The organism is Kribbella pittospori (assembly GCF_004331465.1).
GTDB lineage: Bacteria > Actinomycetota > Actinomycetes > Propionibacteriales > Kribbellaceae > Kribbella > Kribbella pittospori.
This window is the reverse complement of the sequence record NZ_SJKB01000002.1, coordinates 328,562-346,513: the sequence shown is the minus strand read 5'-3', so window position 1 is coordinate 346,513 and position 17,952 is coordinate 328,562. Positions and strand designations below refer to the sequence as shown.

The 17,952-nt window shown below is 69.1% G+C and carries 18 protein-coding genes; 12 read left to right on the top strand and 6 right to left on the bottom strand.

What is annotated here, in order from left to right; genetic code table 11:
• Window position 1: 1 nt before the first annotated feature.
• Complete coding sequence (locus E0H73_RS08145; RefSeq protein ID WP_131352875.1) at window positions 2-547, bottom strand: alpha/beta hydrolase; 546 nt, start codon at window positions 545-547, stop codon at window positions 2-4.
• A gap of 72 nt (window positions 548-619) precedes the next feature.
• On the opposite strand from E0H73_RS08145, the gene trpS reads away from it, so the two are divergent.
• Genes trpS through E0H73_RS08130 form a run of 3 tightly spaced genes read left to right on the top strand, consistent with a single transcriptional unit; the run spans window position 620 to window position 3,304 of the window.
• Entirely contained in the window at window positions 620-1,684 is a 1,065-nt protein-coding gene (trpS, locus tag E0H73_RS08140; RefSeq protein ID WP_131352874.1) for a tryptophan--tRNA ligase, read from the top strand.
• Between the two features lie 8 nt (window positions 1,685-1,692).
• Window positions 1,693-2,205 (top strand): 2'-5' RNA ligase family protein, encoded by a 513-nt coding sequence (locus E0H73_RS08135; RefSeq protein ID WP_131352873.1) that lies wholly within the window; start codon window positions 1,693-1,695, stop codon window positions 2,203-2,205.
• A gap of 28 nt (window positions 2,206-2,233) precedes the next feature.
• Window positions 2,234-3,304, top strand: coding sequence for a YihY/virulence factor BrkB family protein (locus E0H73_RS08130; RefSeq protein WP_131352872.1), 1,071 nt, complete (start codon window positions 2,234-2,236; stop codon window positions 3,302-3,304).
• On the opposite strand, the gene E0H73_RS08125 is transcribed toward E0H73_RS08130, so the two are convergent.
• Together E0H73_RS08125 and E0H73_RS08120 are read right to left on the bottom strand one after the other, a co-directional pair.
• Window positions 3,305-4,444, bottom strand: a complete 1,140-nt coding sequence (locus tag E0H73_RS08125) for a D-alanyl-D-alanine carboxypeptidase family protein (protein ID WP_131352871.1) — start codon at window positions 4,442-4,444, stop codon at window positions 3,305-3,307.
• A 33-nt stretch (window positions 4,445-4,477) separates the two neighbouring features.
• Entirely contained in the window at window positions 4,478-5,419 is a 942-nt protein-coding gene (locus E0H73_RS08120; RefSeq protein WP_131352870.1) for a zinc metalloprotease, read from the bottom strand.
• 180 nt (window positions 5,420-5,599) lie between these two features.
• Between E0H73_RS08120 and E0H73_RS08115 the strand changes: the two genes are divergently transcribed.
• The 7 genes from E0H73_RS08115 (at window position 5,600) to E0H73_RS08085 (ending at window position 13,928) form a co-directional block, all read left to right on the top strand.
• Entirely contained in the window at window positions 5,600-6,958 is a 1,359-nt protein-coding gene (locus E0H73_RS08115) for a glutamine synthetase family protein (protein ID WP_238163883.1), read from the top strand.
• Entirely contained in the window at window positions 6,939-7,658 is a 720-nt protein-coding gene (locus tag E0H73_RS08110) for a gamma-glutamyl-gamma-aminobutyrate hydrolase family protein (protein WP_131352869.1), read from the top strand. Before E0H73_RS08115 ends, E0H73_RS08110 begins: the two co-directional genes overlap by 20 nt.
• Window positions 7,655-9,001: an aldehyde dehydrogenase family protein gene (locus tag E0H73_RS08105; protein ID WP_131352868.1), complete on the top strand. Its 1,347-nt coding sequence runs from the start codon at window positions 7,655-7,657 to the stop codon at window positions 8,999-9,001. The genes E0H73_RS08110 and E0H73_RS08105 overlap by 4 nt, the downstream gene beginning before the upstream one ends.
• On the top strand, window positions 9,002-9,778 hold the full coding sequence (locus tag E0H73_RS08100; RefSeq protein ID WP_131352867.1) for a 3-oxoacyl-ACP reductase: 777 nt from the start codon (window positions 9,002-9,004) through the stop codon (window positions 9,776-9,778).
• Between the two features lie 9 nt (window positions 9,779-9,787).
• Window positions 9,788-10,507, top strand: coding sequence for a FadR/GntR family transcriptional regulator (locus E0H73_RS08095; protein WP_131352866.1), 720 nt, complete (start codon window positions 9,788-9,790; stop codon window positions 10,505-10,507).
• 274 nt (window positions 10,508-10,781) lie between these two features.
• Window positions 10,782-13,538, top strand: a complete 2,757-nt coding sequence (locus E0H73_RS08090) for a helix-turn-helix transcriptional regulator (RefSeq protein ID WP_131352865.1) — start codon at window positions 10,782-10,784, stop codon at window positions 13,536-13,538.
• A 159-nt stretch (window positions 13,539-13,697) separates the two neighbouring features.
• Window positions 13,698-13,928 (top strand): SCO4848 family membrane protein, encoded by a 231-nt coding sequence (locus E0H73_RS08085; protein ID WP_131352864.1) that lies wholly within the window; start codon window positions 13,698-13,700, stop codon window positions 13,926-13,928.
• Here the strand turns inward: E0H73_RS08085 and E0H73_RS08080 are convergent.
• Window positions 13,918-14,721 carry an AraC family transcriptional regulator gene (locus E0H73_RS08080; protein ID WP_131352863.1) on the bottom strand — a complete coding sequence of 268 codons (804 nt, stop codon included), beginning with the start codon at window positions 14,719-14,721 and terminating at the stop codon, window positions 13,918-13,920. The two genes, E0H73_RS08085 and E0H73_RS08080, sit on opposite strands and share 11 nt — an antisense overlap.
• Window positions 14,722-14,734: 13 nt before the next feature.
• Between E0H73_RS08080 and E0H73_RS08075 the strand changes: the two genes are divergently transcribed.
• Both E0H73_RS08075 and E0H73_RS08070 read left to right on the top strand, forming a co-directional pair.
• Window positions 14,735-15,562, top strand: coding sequence for a M55 family metallopeptidase (locus tag E0H73_RS08075; protein WP_131352862.1), 828 nt, complete (start codon window positions 14,735-14,737; stop codon window positions 15,560-15,562).
• 154 nt (window positions 15,563-15,716) lie between these two features.
• A complete protein-coding gene (locus E0H73_RS08070) occupies window positions 15,717-16,148 on the top strand; it encodes a DUF2000 domain-containing protein (RefSeq protein WP_131352861.1) in 432 nt (143 codons plus the stop codon).
• Between the two features lie 58 nt (window positions 16,149-16,206).
• On the opposite strand, the gene E0H73_RS08065 is transcribed toward E0H73_RS08070, so the two are convergent.
• Entirely contained in the window at window positions 16,207-17,403 is a 1,197-nt protein-coding gene (locus E0H73_RS08065; RefSeq protein ID WP_131352860.1) for a WD40/YVTN/BNR-like repeat-containing protein, read from the bottom strand.
• Window positions 17,396-17,887, bottom strand: a complete 492-nt coding sequence (locus E0H73_RS08060; RefSeq protein ID WP_131352859.1) for an RNA polymerase sigma factor — start codon at window positions 17,885-17,887, stop codon at window positions 17,396-17,398. The genes E0H73_RS08065 and E0H73_RS08060 overlap by 8 nt, the downstream gene beginning before the upstream one ends.
• Window positions 17,888-17,952 lie beyond the last annotated feature (65 nt).

Below are 17,952 nucleotides of genomic sequence, written 5' to 3'. Positions count from 1 at the left end.
GTTAGCGCCAGACGACCTGGTCGAGGAAGTCCTCCACCGCCGTCACCACCTGCCCGAGGACGGCGGCCGATTCGGCGAGCCGGCCCGGGACGTACATCCCGTGGTCCGCCTCCGGCGCCTCCAGCAGGTACGGCGTGAGTTCGCGAGCGAGAACGGGATCCCACAACTTGTCCGCCGTACCGCCGACCAGCAGGAACGGCGCGGTGGACCGGCGCAGCCCGTCGACCACCCAGGGGCTGCTCAGGTTCGGAGTCAGCCAGATCGCCGGAAGAGCGCGCTCGGCGGCGAGGTGACAGGCATAACTGCCGAGTGACTTCCCGACCAGCAGGACCTCACCTTCGGCGCCTTCCAGCGCCCGCGTCGCCTGCGGCAGGACCCACGGCCCGCGCTCGTCGTCGGTCAGCGTCAACGGTCGATCGGGCTCGTCCCACCACACCCGGATCACGTCTGCTCCCCGCTGCTCGGCGGCGTCCCCGGCGTACATGGGAAGGGGCGAGGCGGGACCGAACTGGCCGCCGGGCAGGACGACCACTGTGCGCGAAGTCATAGTCGCGAGTCTATGAGTCGGCAGACCCGCCCCGGTGCCGGGTGGACTGAGGGCGCTGGCAGAATCGTGGGTATGTCTGTTGCTGCGTCTGACCCCTCCGCAGCCGGTTCCCAGCGTCGCCCTCGGGTGCTGTCCGGGATCCAGCCGACGGCGGACTCCTTCCATTTCGGCAACTACCTCGGGGCGTTGCGGCAGTGGGTGGCCCTGCAGGACGACCACGACGCGTTCTACTGCGTGGTGGACCTGCACGCGATCACGGTGGAGTACGACCCGAAGCAACTGCGGGAGCGGACCCGTCGCTCGGTCGCCCAGTTGCTCGCGGCCGGGATCGACCCGGAGCGGTCGACGCTGTTCGTCCAGTCGCACGTGCCCGAGCACTCCCAGCTGAGCTGGGTGCTGGGCTGCATCACCGGATTCGGTGAGGCGAGCCGGATGACGCAGTTCAAGGACAAGTCCGCCAAGGGCGGCGCCGACCGCGCCACCGTCGGCCTGTTCACGTACCCGATCCTGCAGGCCGCGGACATCCTGATCTACCAGGCCGACCGGGTCCCGGTCGGCGAGGACCAGCGCCAGCACCTGGAGCTGACCCGCGACCTGGCGCAGCGGTTCAACCACCGGTTCGGCAAGACCTTCCGGCTGCCCGAGCCGCACATCGTCAAGGAGACCGCGAAGATCGCGGACCTGCAGGACCCGACCGCGAAGATGAGCAAGTCCTCCTCGTCGGCGGCCGGCATCATCGACCTGCTGGACGACCCGAAGGTGAGCGCGAAGAAGATCCGCTCCGCCGTCACCGACTCCGGCCGGGACGTGGTCTTCGACCCGGAGAACAAGGCCGGCGTGGCCAACCTGCTGACCATCTACTCCGCACTGACCGGCCGCAAGATCAGCGAGCTCGAGGACGAGTACGCCGGCCGCGGGTACGGCGACTTCAAGAAGGACCTGGCCGAGGTCGTGGTCGAGTTCGTCACCCCGTTCCGGGAGAAGACGCTCGGCTACCTCGACGACACGGCGCAACTGGACGCGATCCTGGCCGCCGGGGCGGAGCGGGCGCGCGCCGTCACCGAGCCGACCCTGCAGCGGGTGTACGACCGGCTGGGCTTCGTGCCCGGACCGGCACTCCGCGAGTCGGGCCGGTAGGGCCACGGATGGCGACGATCGGTGTCGCGATCCCGATCGCGGAGCCGTACGGTTCGGAGCTGCAGAAGTTCCGTGCCGAGTTCGGTGATCCGATGGCCGCGTCGATCCCCACCCACGTGACCCTGCTGCCGCCGACCGAGGTGGAGGGGGCCGATCTCGCCCTGATCGACGACCACCTGCTCGAGGTCGCGGCCCGGTTCCCGAGCTTCCGGATCCGGCTCCGCGGTACGGCGACGTTCCGGCCGATCTCCCCGGTCGTGTTCGTCCCGCTGGCCGAGGGCATCTCGTCCTGCGAGGTGCTGCAGTCGCAGGTCCGGTCCGGGCCGCTGCAGGTGGACCTGCGGTTCCCGTACCACCCGCACGTCACGGTCGCGCACGATCTGGACAAGGACGCACTGGACCGCGCGTACGACGCCCTGGCGGAGTACGACTGTGCCTTCGACGTGGACGCCTTCAGCCGGTACGAACACGGCGCCGACGGCGTGTGGCGGCCGCAACGGTCGTTCCCGCTGGCAGGCTGAGACTCCGTTCCCGGGGTACAGGAGAAGCATGGGCATCATGAAGGCCTGGCGCTGGTTCAGCCGGACGCAGGTCTGGCGGGCCTGGCAGCGGTTCGGCAACCGCCGGGGCAACCGGTTGGCGGGGGCAACGACGTTCTTCGCGTTCCTGTCGCTGTTCCCGCTGATCACACTGGCGGCGGCGATCGTCGGCTCGCTGCTCGGCGACAGAGCGATCGAGGCACTGAAGAACACGCTGGACCACAACCTGCCCGGGATCGCCGACCGGATCGACGTCGACGGCCTGGTCTCGAACGCCGGCACCATCGGGCTCATCTCCGCCGTCTCGCTGCTCTTCACCGGCCTGCTGTGGATCGACTCGCTGCGCGCGTCGATCCGGTCGATGCACGAGCTGGACGACCAGCCCGGCAACTTCGTCCAGCGCAAGCTCGCGGACCTCGCCGCGCTCGTCGGCCTCGGTCTGATCGGCCTGATCAGCACCGGCGCGTCCTCGATCCTGACCGGGCTGTCGGCGCGGATCGTCGACGCCGCCAACTGGGAGGGGTCCTGGCTGGCGAGCTGGGGCATCGACCTGGTCAGCGTCGTCGTCGGCATCGCGGCCGGTGCGATCCTGTTCCTCTACCTGCAGACCGCGCTGCCGCGGATCATGCTGCCGCGCAAGGTCGCCCTGATCGCGGCGCTGGCCGGCGGCGTCCTGTTCTACCTCGCACAGAAGCTCGGCAACCTCTACGTAACCCACGTCATCGGGGCCAACGCGGCGTACGGCGCTCTGGCGTTGCCGCTGGCGCTGCTGGTCTGGATCTACCTGCTGACCCGGGCCTTGATGGTCGTCGCGGCCTGGACGAAGGAAGCGACCCTCGATGCCGCTGCCAGGGAAGCGACCGATGAGGGCCGCCTGAGGATCGCGGAGGAGCCGCTGCCGCCTGAGCTGTCCGTGCAGGAGCCTCTGCTGCCCGGACCGCCTGGGAAGCGCTACAAGGTGGTGCCAGTGCCTCAGAAGAAGGCGGACACGGTCTCTGTCGCCGCGGGGGCTGTGCTGGGTATCACCGCGGTGACTCTGGTGAGTCAGCTCGCCAAAGCGGCCCGTACGTTCCGCCGCTAGCTAGTGGCGTCGCCTGCGGAGTGCCTTGGGGCGTCTGAGGAACAGCCCGAGCAGTAGAACGGGTGGGGCGGCGTACACCCAGGCTGGGACGCGGAACGCGATCGACTGGACCGCCTGGCCGGGGTTGAGCACGGTCCGGCTGCGCGGCGGGTGCGCCGTACTGGTCGTGCCGGTGGTGATCTTGCCCTCGGTGGTGCCGGTCTCGGCCTTCGGCGGCACCGCCGCGGCCGGCTTGACCAGCGTGCCCACCGGGTTGAGCTTGGTGTAGTTCTTGAACGTCCAGGTGAGCAGGTTGCTCGCGTCCTCGGTGACGCCGTGCGGTGCGTTCATCAGCGTCACCACGAGCGTATGGCCGTTGCGGCGGGCCGCGCCGATGAAGGTGTTGCGGGCCAGCGTCGTGTAGCCGGTCTTGACGCCCAGCGCGCCGTCGTAGCTGAACAGCAGCTTGTTCTGGTTCGCGACCTGGTACGTGCCGCTCTTGCCTGCGTTCGGAAAGGCCGTGTACTTCGTCGCCGCGTACTTGGCGAAGTCCGGCCGGGCCAAGCCTGCCTGCGCGAACAGTGCCAGGTCGTACGCGCTGGAGAACTGCCCGTCCGCGTCCAGACCGGTCGGGTCGGTCACGTGGGTGTCCTGCGCGCCGATCTCCTTGGCCTTCTGGTTCATCCGTTGGATCGTCGCCGGGATGCCGCCCTGGTCGTGGGCGGCCAGCGCGTGAACGGCGTCGTTCCCGGAGGCGAGGAACATGCCCTGGAACAGCAGGTCGACCGTGTAGCGCAGTCCGGGATAGACGCCGACCTTGCTGCCGATGATGCCCGCGTCGGCGTCCGTGCCGACGACCGGATCGGTCTTCTTCAGCCGCGGCAGCAGGACCAGGGCGGTGAGGGTCTTCAGCGTGCTGGCGGGCCGCAGCTTCGCGTGCGGCGCCTTCGCGACCAGGACGTCGCCGGTGTCGACGTCGGCCACCACGTACGCCGATGCCTGGACAGCCGGCGGTGCCGCCCCGTCGGCGACGACCGTCGGCTTCGCGGTCAGCAGGTCGCCGCCGACCGGGCCTTGTGGGCCCTGGCCGGCGGCGGTCGCTGTCAGAGGTCCGGCGACCACCAGTGCGGCGGTTGCGCAGGCCGACAGAAGCAAACGCATCGGCGGCACTCTAGACGGCTTGGGGTCCCTGCGTCACGCCCGGTACGCCGTCCACATGTTGCTGATGCGGGTGCTCTGGCCGGGAGTGAACTGGTTGTAGCAGGAGTCGTAGGAGTAGTCCATGTAGTTGTGGATCGGGTCCAGACCGGGCAGCGAACAGGAGTTCCGGCCGGTCGGGCAGCCGCTGCTGGCGCTGCTCTGAGCCGGCGTGTCGGACACCGAGTCGTTCGTGCTCGTGCAGCCACCCTGGAAGGTGTGATACAGCCCGAACCAGTGGCCCGCCTCGTGCGACGCGGTCTTGCCGAGGTTGAAGTTCGTCGCCGAACCACCGGGCAGGGAGCTGTACTGCACCCGGATGCCGTCGATCGTCGGACTGCTCTGGTAGTCCCACGGGAACGTCGCGATGCCGAGGTAGGAGAAGTCGACCAGCCAGATGTTCAGGGCGTTCTTACCACCCTTGCGCGTTTGTGACCGGTACGTCGTGCTCTGGCCGTCGCGGTGCCAGGTGTTGTTGTTGAACCGGTCCGTGCCGGCCAGATAGAACGTGAAGCCGGTGTTCGCGGCCGCGGAGGACTCGCCGCCGGCGAAGTCCTGGTTCAGTTCGGCGATCTGCTGGTTGATCTGGGTCGCCGTGACGTCGCCGGCGCCGGTGCTGCTGCGCATCACGTGGATGTAGACCGGAACGCTCGCCGCGGCGAGTTTCCCGGCCTGGGGCGCCAGGCCGCGGGCGGCCTTGGCCTTCAGGATCTGCGCCGTCCTGGCCTCGATCGACTGCTGCTCGGCCGCGGACAGGTCGCGGTGGTCGGCGCCGAACCCACCACGGGCCGCGGGACCGTCGGCCGGGGTGAGACACGGGTTGCCGACCTGGTCGACCGGCAGTTGCGCGGTCGCCTGACCTCCGAGTGGGCTGAACGCGAGCGCCGTACCGGCCAGCAGAACGGCGACGGCGGGGGGGCGGGTAAGGAAAGATCGCATGGCGGTCCTCCAGGATCGGGCCGCTTGGGCGGTGCGGCCGAATCCCCCGATTTTCCGCACCACCCCGCCATCTGCCCAGACCCCGAAGTGTCACGGCACCACCAGGCCGCGACATTGACAGGGGTGGCCGGGCTTTGAGTCAATGGACTGGGGGCAGACCAATAGATCCGAGGAGTGGACGTGGCTGCTGGCAGGATTCGGGTGCAGGAGTTGCGGGATCTGGTCGGGTCCGGGCGGGTCGACACGGTGCTGGTGGCGATCACGGACATGCAGGGGCGGTTGCAGGGGAAGCGCTGTGGCGCGCGGTACTTCCTGGAGGAAGTGCTGAGGCACGGGACCGAGGGGTGCAACTACCTGCTGGCGGTCGACGTCGACATGAATACCGTCGACGGGTACGCCATGTCGTCCTGGGAGCGCGGGTACGGCGACCTGGTGATGGCCCCCGACCTGGACACCTTGAGGCTCGTCCCGTGGCAGGAGGGGACAGCGATGGTCCTCTGCGACGTGCAATGGCTCGACGGCACCCCGGTGGTCGCGTCACCACGCCAGGTCCTCCGCGCACAACTCGACCGCTTGGCCGCGAGGGGCCTCAAGGCGTACGTCGGCACCGAGCTCGAGTTCATGGTCTTCGACGACACCTTCGAGTCGGCCTGGGACAAGCGCTACCGCGACCTCGTCCCGGGCAACCAGTACAACGTCGACTACTCCCTCCTCGGCACCTCGCGGGTCGAGCCGCTCCTGCGCGACATCCGCAACGGCATGACCGGCGCCGGCCTGTACGTCGAGTCCGCCAAGGGCGAATGCAACTTCGGACAGCACGAGATCGCCTTCCGGTACGACGAGGCGCTCGTCACCTGCGACAACCACTCGATCTACAAGACGGGTGCGAAGGAGATCGCCGCGAAACACGGCAAGAGCCTCACGTTCATGGCGAAGTACGACGAACGCGAGGGCAACTCGTGCCACATCCACCTGAGCCTGCGGTCCACCGCGGGCGACGCCGTTCTGGCGGGTGATCGCGAGCACGGGTTCTCCGAGTTGATGGAGCGGTTCATCGCCGGTCAGCTCGCCTGCCTGTCCGAGTTCACCTACCTGCTCGCGCCGAACATCAACTCCTACAAGCGCTTCGTCCGCGGCAGCTTCGCGCCGACAGCGGTCGCCTGGGGCCTGGACAACCGGACCTGCTCGCTCCGCGTGGTCGGCCGCGGCGACTCGCTCCGGGTGGAGAACCGCCTCCCCGGCGGCGACGTGAACCCGTACCTGGCCGTCGCCGCGATCATCGCCGCCGGCCTGCACGGCATCGAGAACGAACTCGAGCTCGAGCCCCTGCTGGAGGGCAACGCGTACGACTCCGACAAGCAGCACGTGCCGGCCACGTTGCGCGAGGCGGCCGCGCTGTTCACCGGTTCGAAGATCGCCCGCGACGCGTTCGGCGAGGAGATGGTCGACCACTACGCCAACGCGGCCCGCGTCGAGCTCGACGCGTACGACGCCGCCGTCACCGACTGGGAGCGCATCCGTGGCTTCGAACGCCTGTAGATCACGACCCCGCATCGGCATCACGACCTACCTGGAGCCGGCCGCTTGGGGGATCTGGCAGCGCGAAGCCGCCCTCCTCCCGCGCGCCTACCTCGACGGCGTCGTCGCGGCCGGAGGCGTACCGCTGCTGTTGCCTCCGGTCGGCACCGACCCGAGCGTCCTCGACGTTCTCGACGGCCTGATCGTCTCCGGTGGCTGCGACGTCGACCCAGCCTCGTACGACGCCACGCCACATCCGGAAACGGTCGGCACCAGGCCGGGCCGGGACGAGCACGAGCGTGTCCTGATCCAGGGCGCACTCGACCGGGATCTGCCGCTGCTGGCGATCTGTCGCGGCCTGCAAATGCTCAATGTCACGCTGGGCGGGACGCTGCATCAGCATCTCCCGGACGTCGTCGCCCACGAGGCACATCGACCGGAGGCGGCGGTGTTCGGCGCCACCGAGGTCAAGGTCGAGCCGGACACTCTCACAGCCCGCATCCTGGGCGAGCGCACCGGGGTGCACTGCTATCACCACCAGGCCATCGACCTACTGGCGCCGAGCCTGACGGTCACGGCCCGAGCTGGCGACGGAACGGTGGAAGCGGCCGAGGCGCCGGACCACAGTTTCGTCCTCGGAATGCAGTCGCACCCGGAAGAGAACCTCGACGACCTGCGGCTGTTCGCCGCCCTGATCGCAGCGGCGAGGAGCCGTTCATGACGTACGACGTGATCAACCCGGCCACCGAGAAGGTGGTCCGCACGATCGCCCTGGCCACCGAGCAGGAGGCGGACGCGGCGATCGCCAGAGCCGCGGAGGCCTTCCACACTTGGCGAAACGTTGCCCCAGCGGATCGCGGCCGGTTGCTGCGCCGCTTCGCCGAAGCGGTGGACGCGGACCTGGAGAACCTTGCCGCGCTGGAGGTCGAGAACGCCGGCCACACCATCGCCAACGCTCGCTGGGAGGCCGGCAACGTCCGAGACGTACTGACCTATTACTCGGCAGCCCCGGAACGCTTGTTCGGCAAGCAGATTCCCGTTGCCGGAGGCATCGATATCACCTTCCAGGAACCGCTCGGCGTGGTCGGCGTGATCGTGCCGTGGAACTTCCCGATGCCGATCGCCGGCTGGGGTTTCGCTCCTGCATTGGCCGCCGGCAACACCGTCGTACTGAAGCCGGCCGAGCTGACTCCGCTGACCGCGATCCGGCTCGGTGAGCTCGCGCTCGAGGCGGGACTGCCGCCGGGCGTTTTCGAGGTCGTGCCGGGCAAGGGAACGGTGGTCGGGCAACGGTTCGTCACGCATCCCGCCGTTCGCAAGGTGGTCTTCACCGGGTCCACCGTGGTCGGCAAGCAGATCATGGCCGGCTGCGCGGACCAGGTGAAGCAAGTGACGCTGGAACTCGGCGGGAAATCGGCCAACATCGTCTTCGCGGATGCGGATCTGGACAAGGCCGCGGCCCAGGCGCCGTACGGCGTGTTCGACAACGCCGGCCAGGACTGCTGCGCGCGATCGCGGATCCTGGTCGAGCGGTCGGCGTACGACCGGTTCCTGGAACTGCTCGAGCCGGCGGTGAAGGGATTCCGCGTCGGCGACCCCAGTGATCCGGAGACAGAGATGGGGCCTTTGATCTCCAGAGCTCAGCTCGAACAGGTGGCGTCGTACATCGACAATCCTGCGATCCAAGGGACCGCGCCGACCGGGCCTGGGTTCTGGTTCCCGCCGACCGTGCTTGCGCCCGCGAGTGATCGGGCGGTGCGGGAGGAGATCTTCGGGCCGGTGGTGGCGGTGATCCCGTTCGAGGACGAGGCCGATGCGCTGCGGATCGCGAACGATTCGGAGTACGGACTGTCCGGCTCGATCTGGACGCGGGACACCGGCCGCGCGCTGCGGGTCGGCCGTGGTGTCGAGGCGGGCAACCTGTCGATCAACTCGAACTCGTCGGTGCGGTACTCCACGCCGTTCGGCGGCTACAAGCAGTCCGGGCTCGGACGTGAGCTCGGCCCGGACGCGCTCGACGCATTTACCGAGACCAAGAACATCTTCATCAGCACGGAGGACTGAATGGACTCACACGCCCACCGGCTGCAGGGCCGGGTTGCGGTGGTCACCGGCGGTGCGAGCGGGATCGGCCTGGCCACGGTACGACGCCTTGCCGCCGAAGGGGCTGAGGTTGTGATCGGCGACGTCGACGCAGCCGCCGGGAAGGCCGCTGCGGACGAGGTCGGCGGGCTGTTCGTGGCGACTGACGTGACCGATCAGGCCGCGGTCGAGAACCTGTTCCGCCAGGCCTACGACACCTACGGCAGCGTGGACATCGCGTTCAACAACGCGGGCATCTCGCCGCCCGACGACGCGTCGATCCTGGACACCGGGCTGGAGGCGTGGCGCAAGGTGCAGGAGGTCAACCTGACCTCGGTGTACCTGTGCTGCAAGGCCGCGATCCCCTATATGCAACGGCAGGGCCGCGGCTCGATCATCAACACCGCGTCGTTCGTCGCCGTCATGGGCGCGGCCACATCGCAGATCTCGTACTCCGCGTCGAAGGGCGGCGTACTCGCGATGAGCCGCGAGCTCGGGGTCGAGTTCGCGCGGCAGGGGATCCGCGTCAACGCGCTCTGCCCTGGGCCGGTGAACACACCGCTGCTGACCGAGCTGTTCGCGAAGGATCCGGAGCGGGCGCAACGGCGGCTGGTGCACGTGCCGATGGGCCGATTCGGTGAGCCGGAGGAGATCGCGGCCGCGGTCGCCTTCCTGGCCAGTGACGACTCGTCGTTCATCACCGCCAACACGTTCCTCGTCGACGGCGGAATCTCAGGCGCCTACGTCACTCCGATCTAGGGTGTGCTCATGGTTGCCCAGGCAGACGACGCGGTGTTCCGGCCGGTCCGGACCGGCAACCCGTTCGAGGAGACGGTCGAGAGGTTGCTGCAGGCAATCAAGCTCGGCGTCGTCGTGCCTGGGGACCGGCTCCCGTCCGAGCGCGACCTGGCAGCCCGGCTGAACGTCAGCCGGGTCACCCTGCGGGAGGCGATCCACGCGCTCACCGAGGCCGGGTACGTCGAGTCCCGGCGCGGGCGGTACGGCGGCACGTTCGTCAACGCGCAGCTGCCGAAGCCCCGCCGTACGCCGGCCAAACGGCTCGCCCGCGAACTCGGCGACGGGCTGGAGGACGCCCTCCTACTGCGCTCTGCCTTGGAGACCGGAGCAGCGGAGGCGGCCGCGGCGCGCGCGTTGAGCGACGCAGAGCAGGAGCACCTCCGGCGTTGTCTCGCGGAGACTTCGGCCGCCAAGTTGTCCGACTACCGCCGCTTCGACTCACGACTGCATCTAGCGATCGCGGAGGTCTCCGGCTCGCCGTCACTGACGTCGGCGACTGCGGACGTCCGGATGCGGTTGAACGAGTTGCTCGACGCGATCCCTTTGCTGGAACGCAATCTGCGGCACTCCAACGAACAGCACGAGGCGATCGTCGAGGCGATCCTGACCGGCGACGCATCGACCGCCCGCCAGGCCATGCAGGAGCACCTGTCCGGCACCGCCACCTTGCTGCGCGCCTTTCTCGCCTGACCCCTTGACAGCCCGTCCGGACACGCCTGCGGCTGGACACGCCTTCGGCTGGGTACCGGGCCAGGTACTCGGCCGGAGGTGTGTCCTTTGTCTACAACGTCGGGGTGGGCGATCCGTGCCCCGGCACCATCGTGCCGCCTGACTGCTCGGATCTGGGCAGCGTCGGGTGACAGGATGGTGACGGGATGGTTTCCTCATGTGACACTCGCCGTGTCGTCCGGTCATTGACTGTGATAATCGACGAGGGTAATCCTTCGAGGAGTATGTGGGATCGATGACTGACGACGAGCTGGTCGGGCGCGCCGGGCTGGTCGAGCGTGCGAAAAAGCAGCTCGAGACCAGCGGTAGCGTGCTGCTCTACGGCCCGACCGGGATCGGCAAGTCAGCCCTCGGCCGCGCCCTGGTCGCCGACCGCACCCGCGCCGGGTGCCGCGTCCTGAGCGCTGCCCCGTCCCAGAGCGAAGCCGGTCTCCCGTATGTCACCCTCCTCGACCTGTTGTCCAACCAGCTCGAGCTCGCCTGGACGGTGCTGCCCGATCACCTCCGCCAGCCGCTCGAGGTCGCCCTGCTGAAGGCGAGCGCTCCCGACACCGTCCGCGACGAGCTGGCCGTGCGCCTCGCCGTACTGCATGTGCTGCGCCGCCTCGCGGCCAACGGGCCTGTGCTGCTGGTCGTGGACGACATCCAGTGGGTGGACCCGTCCAGCCTGGAGGTGCTGACGTTCTGCGCCCGCCGGCTGTCCGAGGGCGTGCACATGCTGGCGACCGAGCAGGTGGCCGACGGCGATCTGCCGATGATGGCCGAGGCGTGCCCGGAGCCGGTGCTCCAGCTGGAGGTACCGCCGCTGACCGAGCCGGACGTGCTCGGTCTGCTGCGTCAGAGGCTCTCCAGTCCGCTGCCGGTGCGTACGGCTCGCCGCATCTTCACCGCCAGCGCCGGCAACCCGTTCATGGCGCTGGAGCTCGGCCGGGCGGTGCTGCGGCATCCGCAAGGCGTCTCGCCGAACGATCCGCTCCCGGTGTCGAGCCGGCTCAAGACGCTGCTCGGCGACCGCCTGTCCGACCTGACTGCCTCCGCGCACGAGCTCCTGCTGCATGCAGCCTCGTCGCCGCGGCCGACCACGGCTCAGCTGGCGCAGTCCCTCGGGCGGCCGATCGAGACCGAACTGGCCGAGGCCGAGTCGCTCGGGCTGATCGACGTGTCCTCCGAGCGGCTCAGGTTCGCGCACCCACTGCTGCGGGAGTTCGTGTACGCCGAAGCCACCTCGGCTGCTCGTCGGCAGGCCCACGCACAGCTGGCCGCTGTGGTCGACGAACCGGTCGAGAACGCGACCCACCGTGCATTGGCCACCCAGGAGGCCGACCCTGAACTCGCCTGTGCGATCGAAGAGGCCGCCGCCGTCGCTGCCGGCCGGGGTGCACCCGGAGCTGCCGCGACCCTGTGGCGACTGGCGGCCGAGCGTACGCCGTCCAGCCTGCCGGATGAGCGTGCTCGGCGCCTGACCCGGGCCGCTGACGACGCAGCGGCCGCCGGGCATCTCGCGGAGTCGGCTGAGATGGCCCGTATCGCCGTACAGGCTGCTACTGCGCCGGAGACCAAGGTTCCGGCGCTGTTGCTGCTGGTGGATGCCGCGTGGCCGGACCCGGATCGGCGGGGCGAGATCCTGACCGAGGCGTTCGAGGCGTCGGTCGGGGACCGGCGGCTCGAGGCGCGGGTGCGGATCATGCGCAGCCACAGCAAGTACTTCGACCGGCGGCTCGACGAGGCGCAGGAGGACGCACGGGTTGCGGAGGGCCTGGCGCGAGAGAGCGGCGACACCGAGGCGCTGGTGGACGCGTTGAGCGCGGCCAGTTCGGTGCTGATGTCGAGGGACGCGAAGCAGACCGCGGACGCCCTGCTGCAGCAGGCGGCCGAGCTCGCGCTCGACCTGCCGCTCACCAAGACCGTGGTGAACGCCAGGCAGATGGCGGCGATGCGGGAGCTGTTCTGCGGCCGGACCGACGAGGCGATCGCGGCGATCAGCTCACTCGTCGACGAGGTGCGTGACGGTGGTGCCATGCGGTGGCTCGCGTCAGTGCTGATCTCGGCGACCGCGATCTACGAGCGCAGTGGGCGCGGAGCGGATGCGCTCGCCGCCGGGCACGAGTGCTACCAGCTCATGCAGGACATCGGTGAAGAGGCCGAGGTCGGCATGATCATCGCCAGCCGCGCGGAGTGGGCCGGCGGTACGGCGGCCATGGGCCGGCAGCTCGCGGAGGCGGCGCTGGAGGGTGTCCGCCTGGTCGGCAACGACGAATGGACCGGCCCGGCGCTGGCCAGTCTCGGGCTGATCGGCGTACTGACGGGTGATCCGCAGCGCGCGGTGGAGGCGTTCGACGCGATCGCGGACTCGGGTGAGGCGGCGATGCCGTTCGACCCGGCGGTCATCCCGTGGCACGCGGACTACGCCGAGGCGCTCGTCGCGGCGGGCCGGCTGGACGACGCCGCGGCGCTGATCGCGGACATCCGGGCGCGGGCCGAGACGCTGGATCGTGCGGTCATCCGGGTTGGGCTGGCGCGGTCGGAGGCGTTGCTGATCGCGAAGCAGGGCGATCCGGCGGCCGCGCTGGATCTACTGGAGGAGACGATCGGCACGGCGGGCGAGCGGGTGTACCCGCTGGACCTGGCCCGGTGTGAGCTCACCCGCGGCCGGGTGGCCCGGCAGGCGCGCCGGCGGTCGGTCGCGCGGACGGCGTTCCTGGACGCGATCGAGCAGTTCGAGGCGTACGGCGCACCCGCGTGGCGCGAGGTGGCCGAGACCGAGCTGGCCCGCCTCGACGTACCGAGCCGGAGCCGCCAGCCGTCCGAACTCACCGACAACGAGCAGCAGATCGTCGCCATGGTCCGCGACGGCTCCACCAACCGCGAGATCGCCGCCGCGCTGTACCTCTCGGTCAAGGCTGTCGAGTCCCAGCTGACCCGGCTCTACCGCCGCTTCGGTGTCGCCAACCGCACCCAGCTGCTCCGGATGGTCGACCGGCCCCACGGGTGAACTGTGCGGGGAAACCCTTGATGTGACCCGTGGGTAAGTTGGATCGCTTGCCGCCGCGCCATGCGATGAACCAAGGTCGATGGCATGAGCTCGCCCCTCGGGCGGGGCGGCCGAGTGAGGCGCGGCCGCCCCGTTTCCAATGCCGGGGACAATGGGCGGGTGAAACTCGAACGCAAGCACGCGCTGGTCCTGCTCGGCATCGCGATCTGGAACGTCGTCACGTACGTGACCTTCATCAAGAACCTTGCCGCCACCGAGGGCCGTCCGACCGGGTACTACGTCGCCCACACCGTCCTGATCGTGGTCAACCTGCTGATCGCGGCCCTGCTCGGAACCTGGGGCGTCCGCGCATACAAGGCCTCCCGCGCAGAGCAGAAGGTCAACGCCTGACGAAGCTCGCCGGCGTCACCCCGAGCATCTTGCGGAAGTGCCGGTTCAGGTGGGACTGGTCGTAGAACCCGGCCAGCGTCGCCACGTCCGCGGGCGGATGCCCGTCGAGTAGATAGCGCCGGGCCAGGTCGACCCGGCGCCCGGTCAGGTATCGATGCGGCGGCATGCCGAACTCCCGGCTGAACGCCCGGACCAGATGCGCCGGATGCGCATGCACCAGCTTCGACGCGTAGTCCAGCGTGATCCCGGCCGGCACGTTCGCGTCCAGTACGTCGCGGAGCCGCGACGCGATCCCGGGATCGCGCGGATCGGGCGGGTCGAGCACGTTCCGCTGCAGATGTTGCCGCAGCCGCTCCTCGATCAGCGTCAGCCGGCTTTGCGCCTCCAGGTCCTCCCGCCCGTCCAGCAGTACGCCGTGCAACTGGTGCAAACGGTGCCGCAGCAGCGGATCGACGTACTCGGGCTGGTCGACGGCCGCACCGATCAGGTCGCGACCGAGCCGCTCGGGCTCCAGGTACAGCACGCGCTTGCGGAAGCCCTCGGGCCGGACCGAGCGGCCGTCGTGCGGGACGTTTGGCGGCAGCAGTGAGACCTGGGCCTGGGCCAGTCCGTGTTCACGGTGGTCCAGGTCGTACCGCACCACGCCCTCGTCCACGATCAGCACGGTCCAGGCGTCGTGCGTGTGGCTCGGGTACGCGTGCGACGGGAAGTGCGCGTGCAGGACCTCGACGACCCCGCTCAGCTCGGGCCGCCACGCCTTGACCTCGGCGCCACCGCTCACAGTCAAGAACATACGCTTGCGTCCCGTGAAGGCTTACATCAGCGCGGACATGGAGGGCATCACCGGACTGGTCGACGCGGAGGACGTCCAGCCGCCGGGCCGGGACTACGAGCGGGGCCGGGTGATGATGACCGAGGACGTGAACGCCGCCGTCCGCGGTGCGTACGCCGCCGGTGCGACCGCCGTACTGGTCAACGACGCGCACGGCCCGATGCGCAACCTGCTGCCGGACCTGCTCGACCCCCGCGCCACGCTGATCAAGGGCCGCCCGAAGCCGATGGGCATGATGGAGGGCCTCACCAGCGAGTACGACGCCGTCCTCTGCATCGGGTATCACGCCCGGGCCGGGGTGCTCGGCGTACTCAGCCACAGCTTCATGGGCCACGAGATCGAGGACATCTGGCTCGACGATCAGGTCACCGGCGAGATCGGCCTCTTCCACGCCGGTGCCGCGGCGTACGGCGTACCGGTCGCGGTGCTGACCGGTGACGACACGGCCTGCGCGGAGATGAGTGCTTGGGACGCCGGCGTACGCACGGTCGCCGTCAAACAAGCCAAGGACCGCTTCGCCGCCCAACTCGTCCCAATCCCCGGGGCCCGCGCCGCCATCGAATCCACCACCACCGAAGCCCTGCGCTCCCTGCCCAATGTCAGGAAACGCTCAACCCCTTGCCGCCTGACCGTCCGCTGGCAATCCGCCTCCGTCGTCTCCCACCTCACCGCCATCCCCGGCGTAACCCGCCAAGACGACCGCACCGTCACGGTCGAATCCGACATGCTCACCCTCTACCGCCTCTTCAACCTCTTCCTCCGAGTAGCCACCGCAGTAACCACCAACCCCCCGTACTGCTGACCACCCGCGCGACGCCCGCTGATGACCGCACCGTGCGGCCGCCGAGCCGTGGATTTGGTGCAGGATCTGGTCGATTCGGCGATGAAATCCACGACTGGTGAGGAGGTGAAGAACGTACAAGACCGTCCGGGGTGGGGGTCGGGACGATGGGGGTGTGGACAGTGAGAAGGAACCGATCCGGTTTGAGACGAAGATTGCTGTTTTGTTGCGGGAGGATTTGGCGGTTTGGCAGCGGTTGAATGTGGCGGCGTTCTTGGTGAGTGGGATTGCGGGGACTCGGGCTGAGGTGGTGGGGGAGCCTTATGAGGATGCGGACGGGGTGATGTATCTGCCGATGTTTCGGCAGCCGGTGTTGGTGTTTGAAGGGTCGAAGGAGTTCATGGCGACCGCGCACCAGCGGGCGTTGCAGCGGGGGATCGAGCATTCGGTGTTCACTCAGGAACTGTTTGCTACTGGCAACGATCGGGACAACCGGGCAGCCGTGAAGGCGGTCGCGACCGAGGAACTGGACCTGGTCGGGATCGCCCTCTACGGCCCGAAGAACGCCGTCGACAAGACCCTCAAAGGCGCCCACATGCACCCGTGAGAGGGCGCCCACATGCACCCGTGAGCACATGCACCCCGTAAGCACATGCCGCCAGGAGTTAGCGGAGGCCGACGAAGCTCCAGGTCTTGCCTCGGTCTGTGCTGACCGCTGCCCGGGTGGCGACGCCGTTCTGGTCCTGCGGGCCGTACATCAGCTGCTCGTCTCCGGCGAGGTAGGTGAGCAGGTCGGGTACGCCGTTCACGAGTCGCGCGTGTCCGTCGCTCAAGGTGTAGAGCTCGGGTGTCGGGTGGTCGGCCGGCTGTCCGAGCGCCACCGCGGTGCCGTCGTCGAAGGCGACCGGGTAGACGCCCTTGCTCCATTGTGGGGTCTGAACGGTTGCCCAGTGGGCACCGCGATCGGTCGACATCCGCACCGTCGCGATCTCCTCGGCGTTCGCGGACACCGCGACGATCGTGCGACCGTCGGGACTGACCGAGAGCGTGCTGCCCGGCTGATCCGGATGCAGCAAGGCCTGCTGCCAGTTCTTGCCGTCGTCATCCGACCAGTAGATGTCGCTCCGCGAGGCACTGCCCGGCGTACCGCCGAACTCCTCACCGAGCACCCCGCCGACAACCCACCATCGCCCGGTCTCGTCCCGGGCAGTCGACCAAGCGGTCTGCAGGCCAGGGATCTCGAACGGACGCAGGGTCGAGTCGGCCGGATTGAGTACGACGAGCCGGCCGCCAAGGATCTGGTCCGTCAGGATCTCGCCGGCGCGGATCGTCCTGGTCGGCGCGGCGTACCGGAGCGCCGTCTGCACCACGCCGCGCGAAGTCGATCGCAGCAGCACGGTCCGGGACCAGGACTGGTCGCCTGGTGTCAGCCGCTCACCCTCCGGCCCGGACACAGCGATCACCTCGTCGCCGGACCGGAACGTCGCGTAGGGCACCGACCGCACCGGTGCCGTCGCCTTCTTCCCGTCCCTGTTGACGACGGCGGCGTACCGGCACACCGGCGGCGTACTGCAGTCGTCCCAACCCGCCGCCCAGCGCGTCGGCGAGACGAGCGCCGGCGACGCGACGTTGTTCCACGCAAACGGTGCGGTCGGCGGAGCCACCGGGCGATCCGGAGACGGACTGCTGCCGGACGGGAGGACGGCGAACAGTACGGCGGCCACCATCGCGGCGGCGACCGTCGCCGCGACCACCAGTTGCTTGCGGTGGCGGCGTCGTACGCCGCGCCGCTCCAGCTGCTCGAACACAGGCGGCTCGACCACTTCCTGCACGGACCAGGCGAGGTCCTTCAGCTCAGACATGGTCGACCTCCTCTGCGGTGTCACGCATCAACGGGGCCAGTCGCGCTCGCCCGCGCACCAGGCGGGCCTTGACCGTGCCCTCCGGAATGCCTAGCTGGGCGGCGATCTCTCGGACGGGCAGATCCACGATGTGGTGGAGCGCGATGACCTCGCGCTGCTCCCACGGCAGCCGGCGGAGCGCGTCGACGAGCGCGACGTGGTCCGGAGACAGTCCTGGTACGACGTCCGCCGGTGGACCGGTCCGGCTGATCAGACCGTGGAAGACGATGGTCCGGCGGTACCGGCTGCGGGCGACGTTCACCGCGACCGTGCGCAGCCACGCCTCCGGGTTGTCGACCTGGGCGAACCGGTGCGGCTTCTCCACCGCCCGGACGAACGCCTCCTGGACCGCGTCCTCGGCCTCGGTGAGGCTGCCGCACAGGCCGTAGAGCTGCCCGACCAGCCGGCGGTAGCAACCGTCGTACACCTCGCGCAGACTCTCCAAAGCACCCTCCCCGGCCCATCTGCCCACCTTCCTGTCGGCTTGGCTGCCGGCAGGAGAAGAAGAAA

Bases quoted from the DNA above. Each gene is read 5' to 3' on its own strand.
- E0H73_RS08145 (WP_131352875.1), bottom strand. From the start codon at position 547: ATGACTTCGCGCACAGTGGTCGTCCTGCCCGGCGGCCAGTTCGGTCCC.
- E0H73_RS08100 (WP_131352867.1), top strand. From the start codon at position 9,002: ATGGACTCACACGCCCACCGGCTGCAGGGCCGGGTTGCGGTGGTCACC.
- E0H73_RS08065 (WP_131352860.1), bottom strand. From the start codon at position 17,403: ATGTCTGAGCTGAAGGACCTCGCCTGGTCCGTGCAGGAAGTGGTCGAG.
- E0H73_RS08080 (WP_131352863.1), bottom strand. From the start codon at position 14,721: ATGTTCTTGACTGTGAGCGGTGGCGCCGAGGTCAAGGCGTGGCGGCCC.
- E0H73_RS08135 (WP_131352873.1), top strand. From the start codon at position 1,693: ATGGCGACGATCGGTGTCGCGATCCCGATCGCGGAGCCGTACGGTTCG.
- E0H73_RS08105 (WP_131352868.1), top strand. From the start codon at position 7,655: ATGACGTACGACGTGATCAACCCGGCCACCGAGAAGGTGGTCCGCACG.
- E0H73_RS08090 (WP_131352865.1), top strand. From the start codon at position 10,782: ATGACTGACGACGAGCTGGTCGGGCGCGCCGGGCTGGTCGAGCGTGCG.
- E0H73_RS08095 (WP_131352866.1), top strand. From the start codon at position 9,788: ATGGTTGCCCAGGCAGACGACGCGGTGTTCCGGCCGGTCCGGACCGGC.
- E0H73_RS08125 (WP_131352871.1), bottom strand. From the start codon at position 4,444: ATGCGTTTGCTTCTGTCGGCCTGCGCAACCGCCGCACTGGTGGTCGCC.
- E0H73_RS08120 (WP_131352870.1), bottom strand. From the start codon at position 5,419: ATGCGATCTTTCCTTACCCGCCCCCCCGCCGTCGCCGTTCTGCTGGCC.
- trpS (WP_131352874.1), top strand. From the start codon at position 620: ATGTCTGTTGCTGCGTCTGACCCCTCCGCAGCCGGTTCCCAGCGTCGC.
- E0H73_RS08130 (WP_131352872.1), top strand. From the start codon at position 2,234: ATGGGCATCATGAAGGCCTGGCGCTGGTTCAGCCGGACGCAGGTCTGG.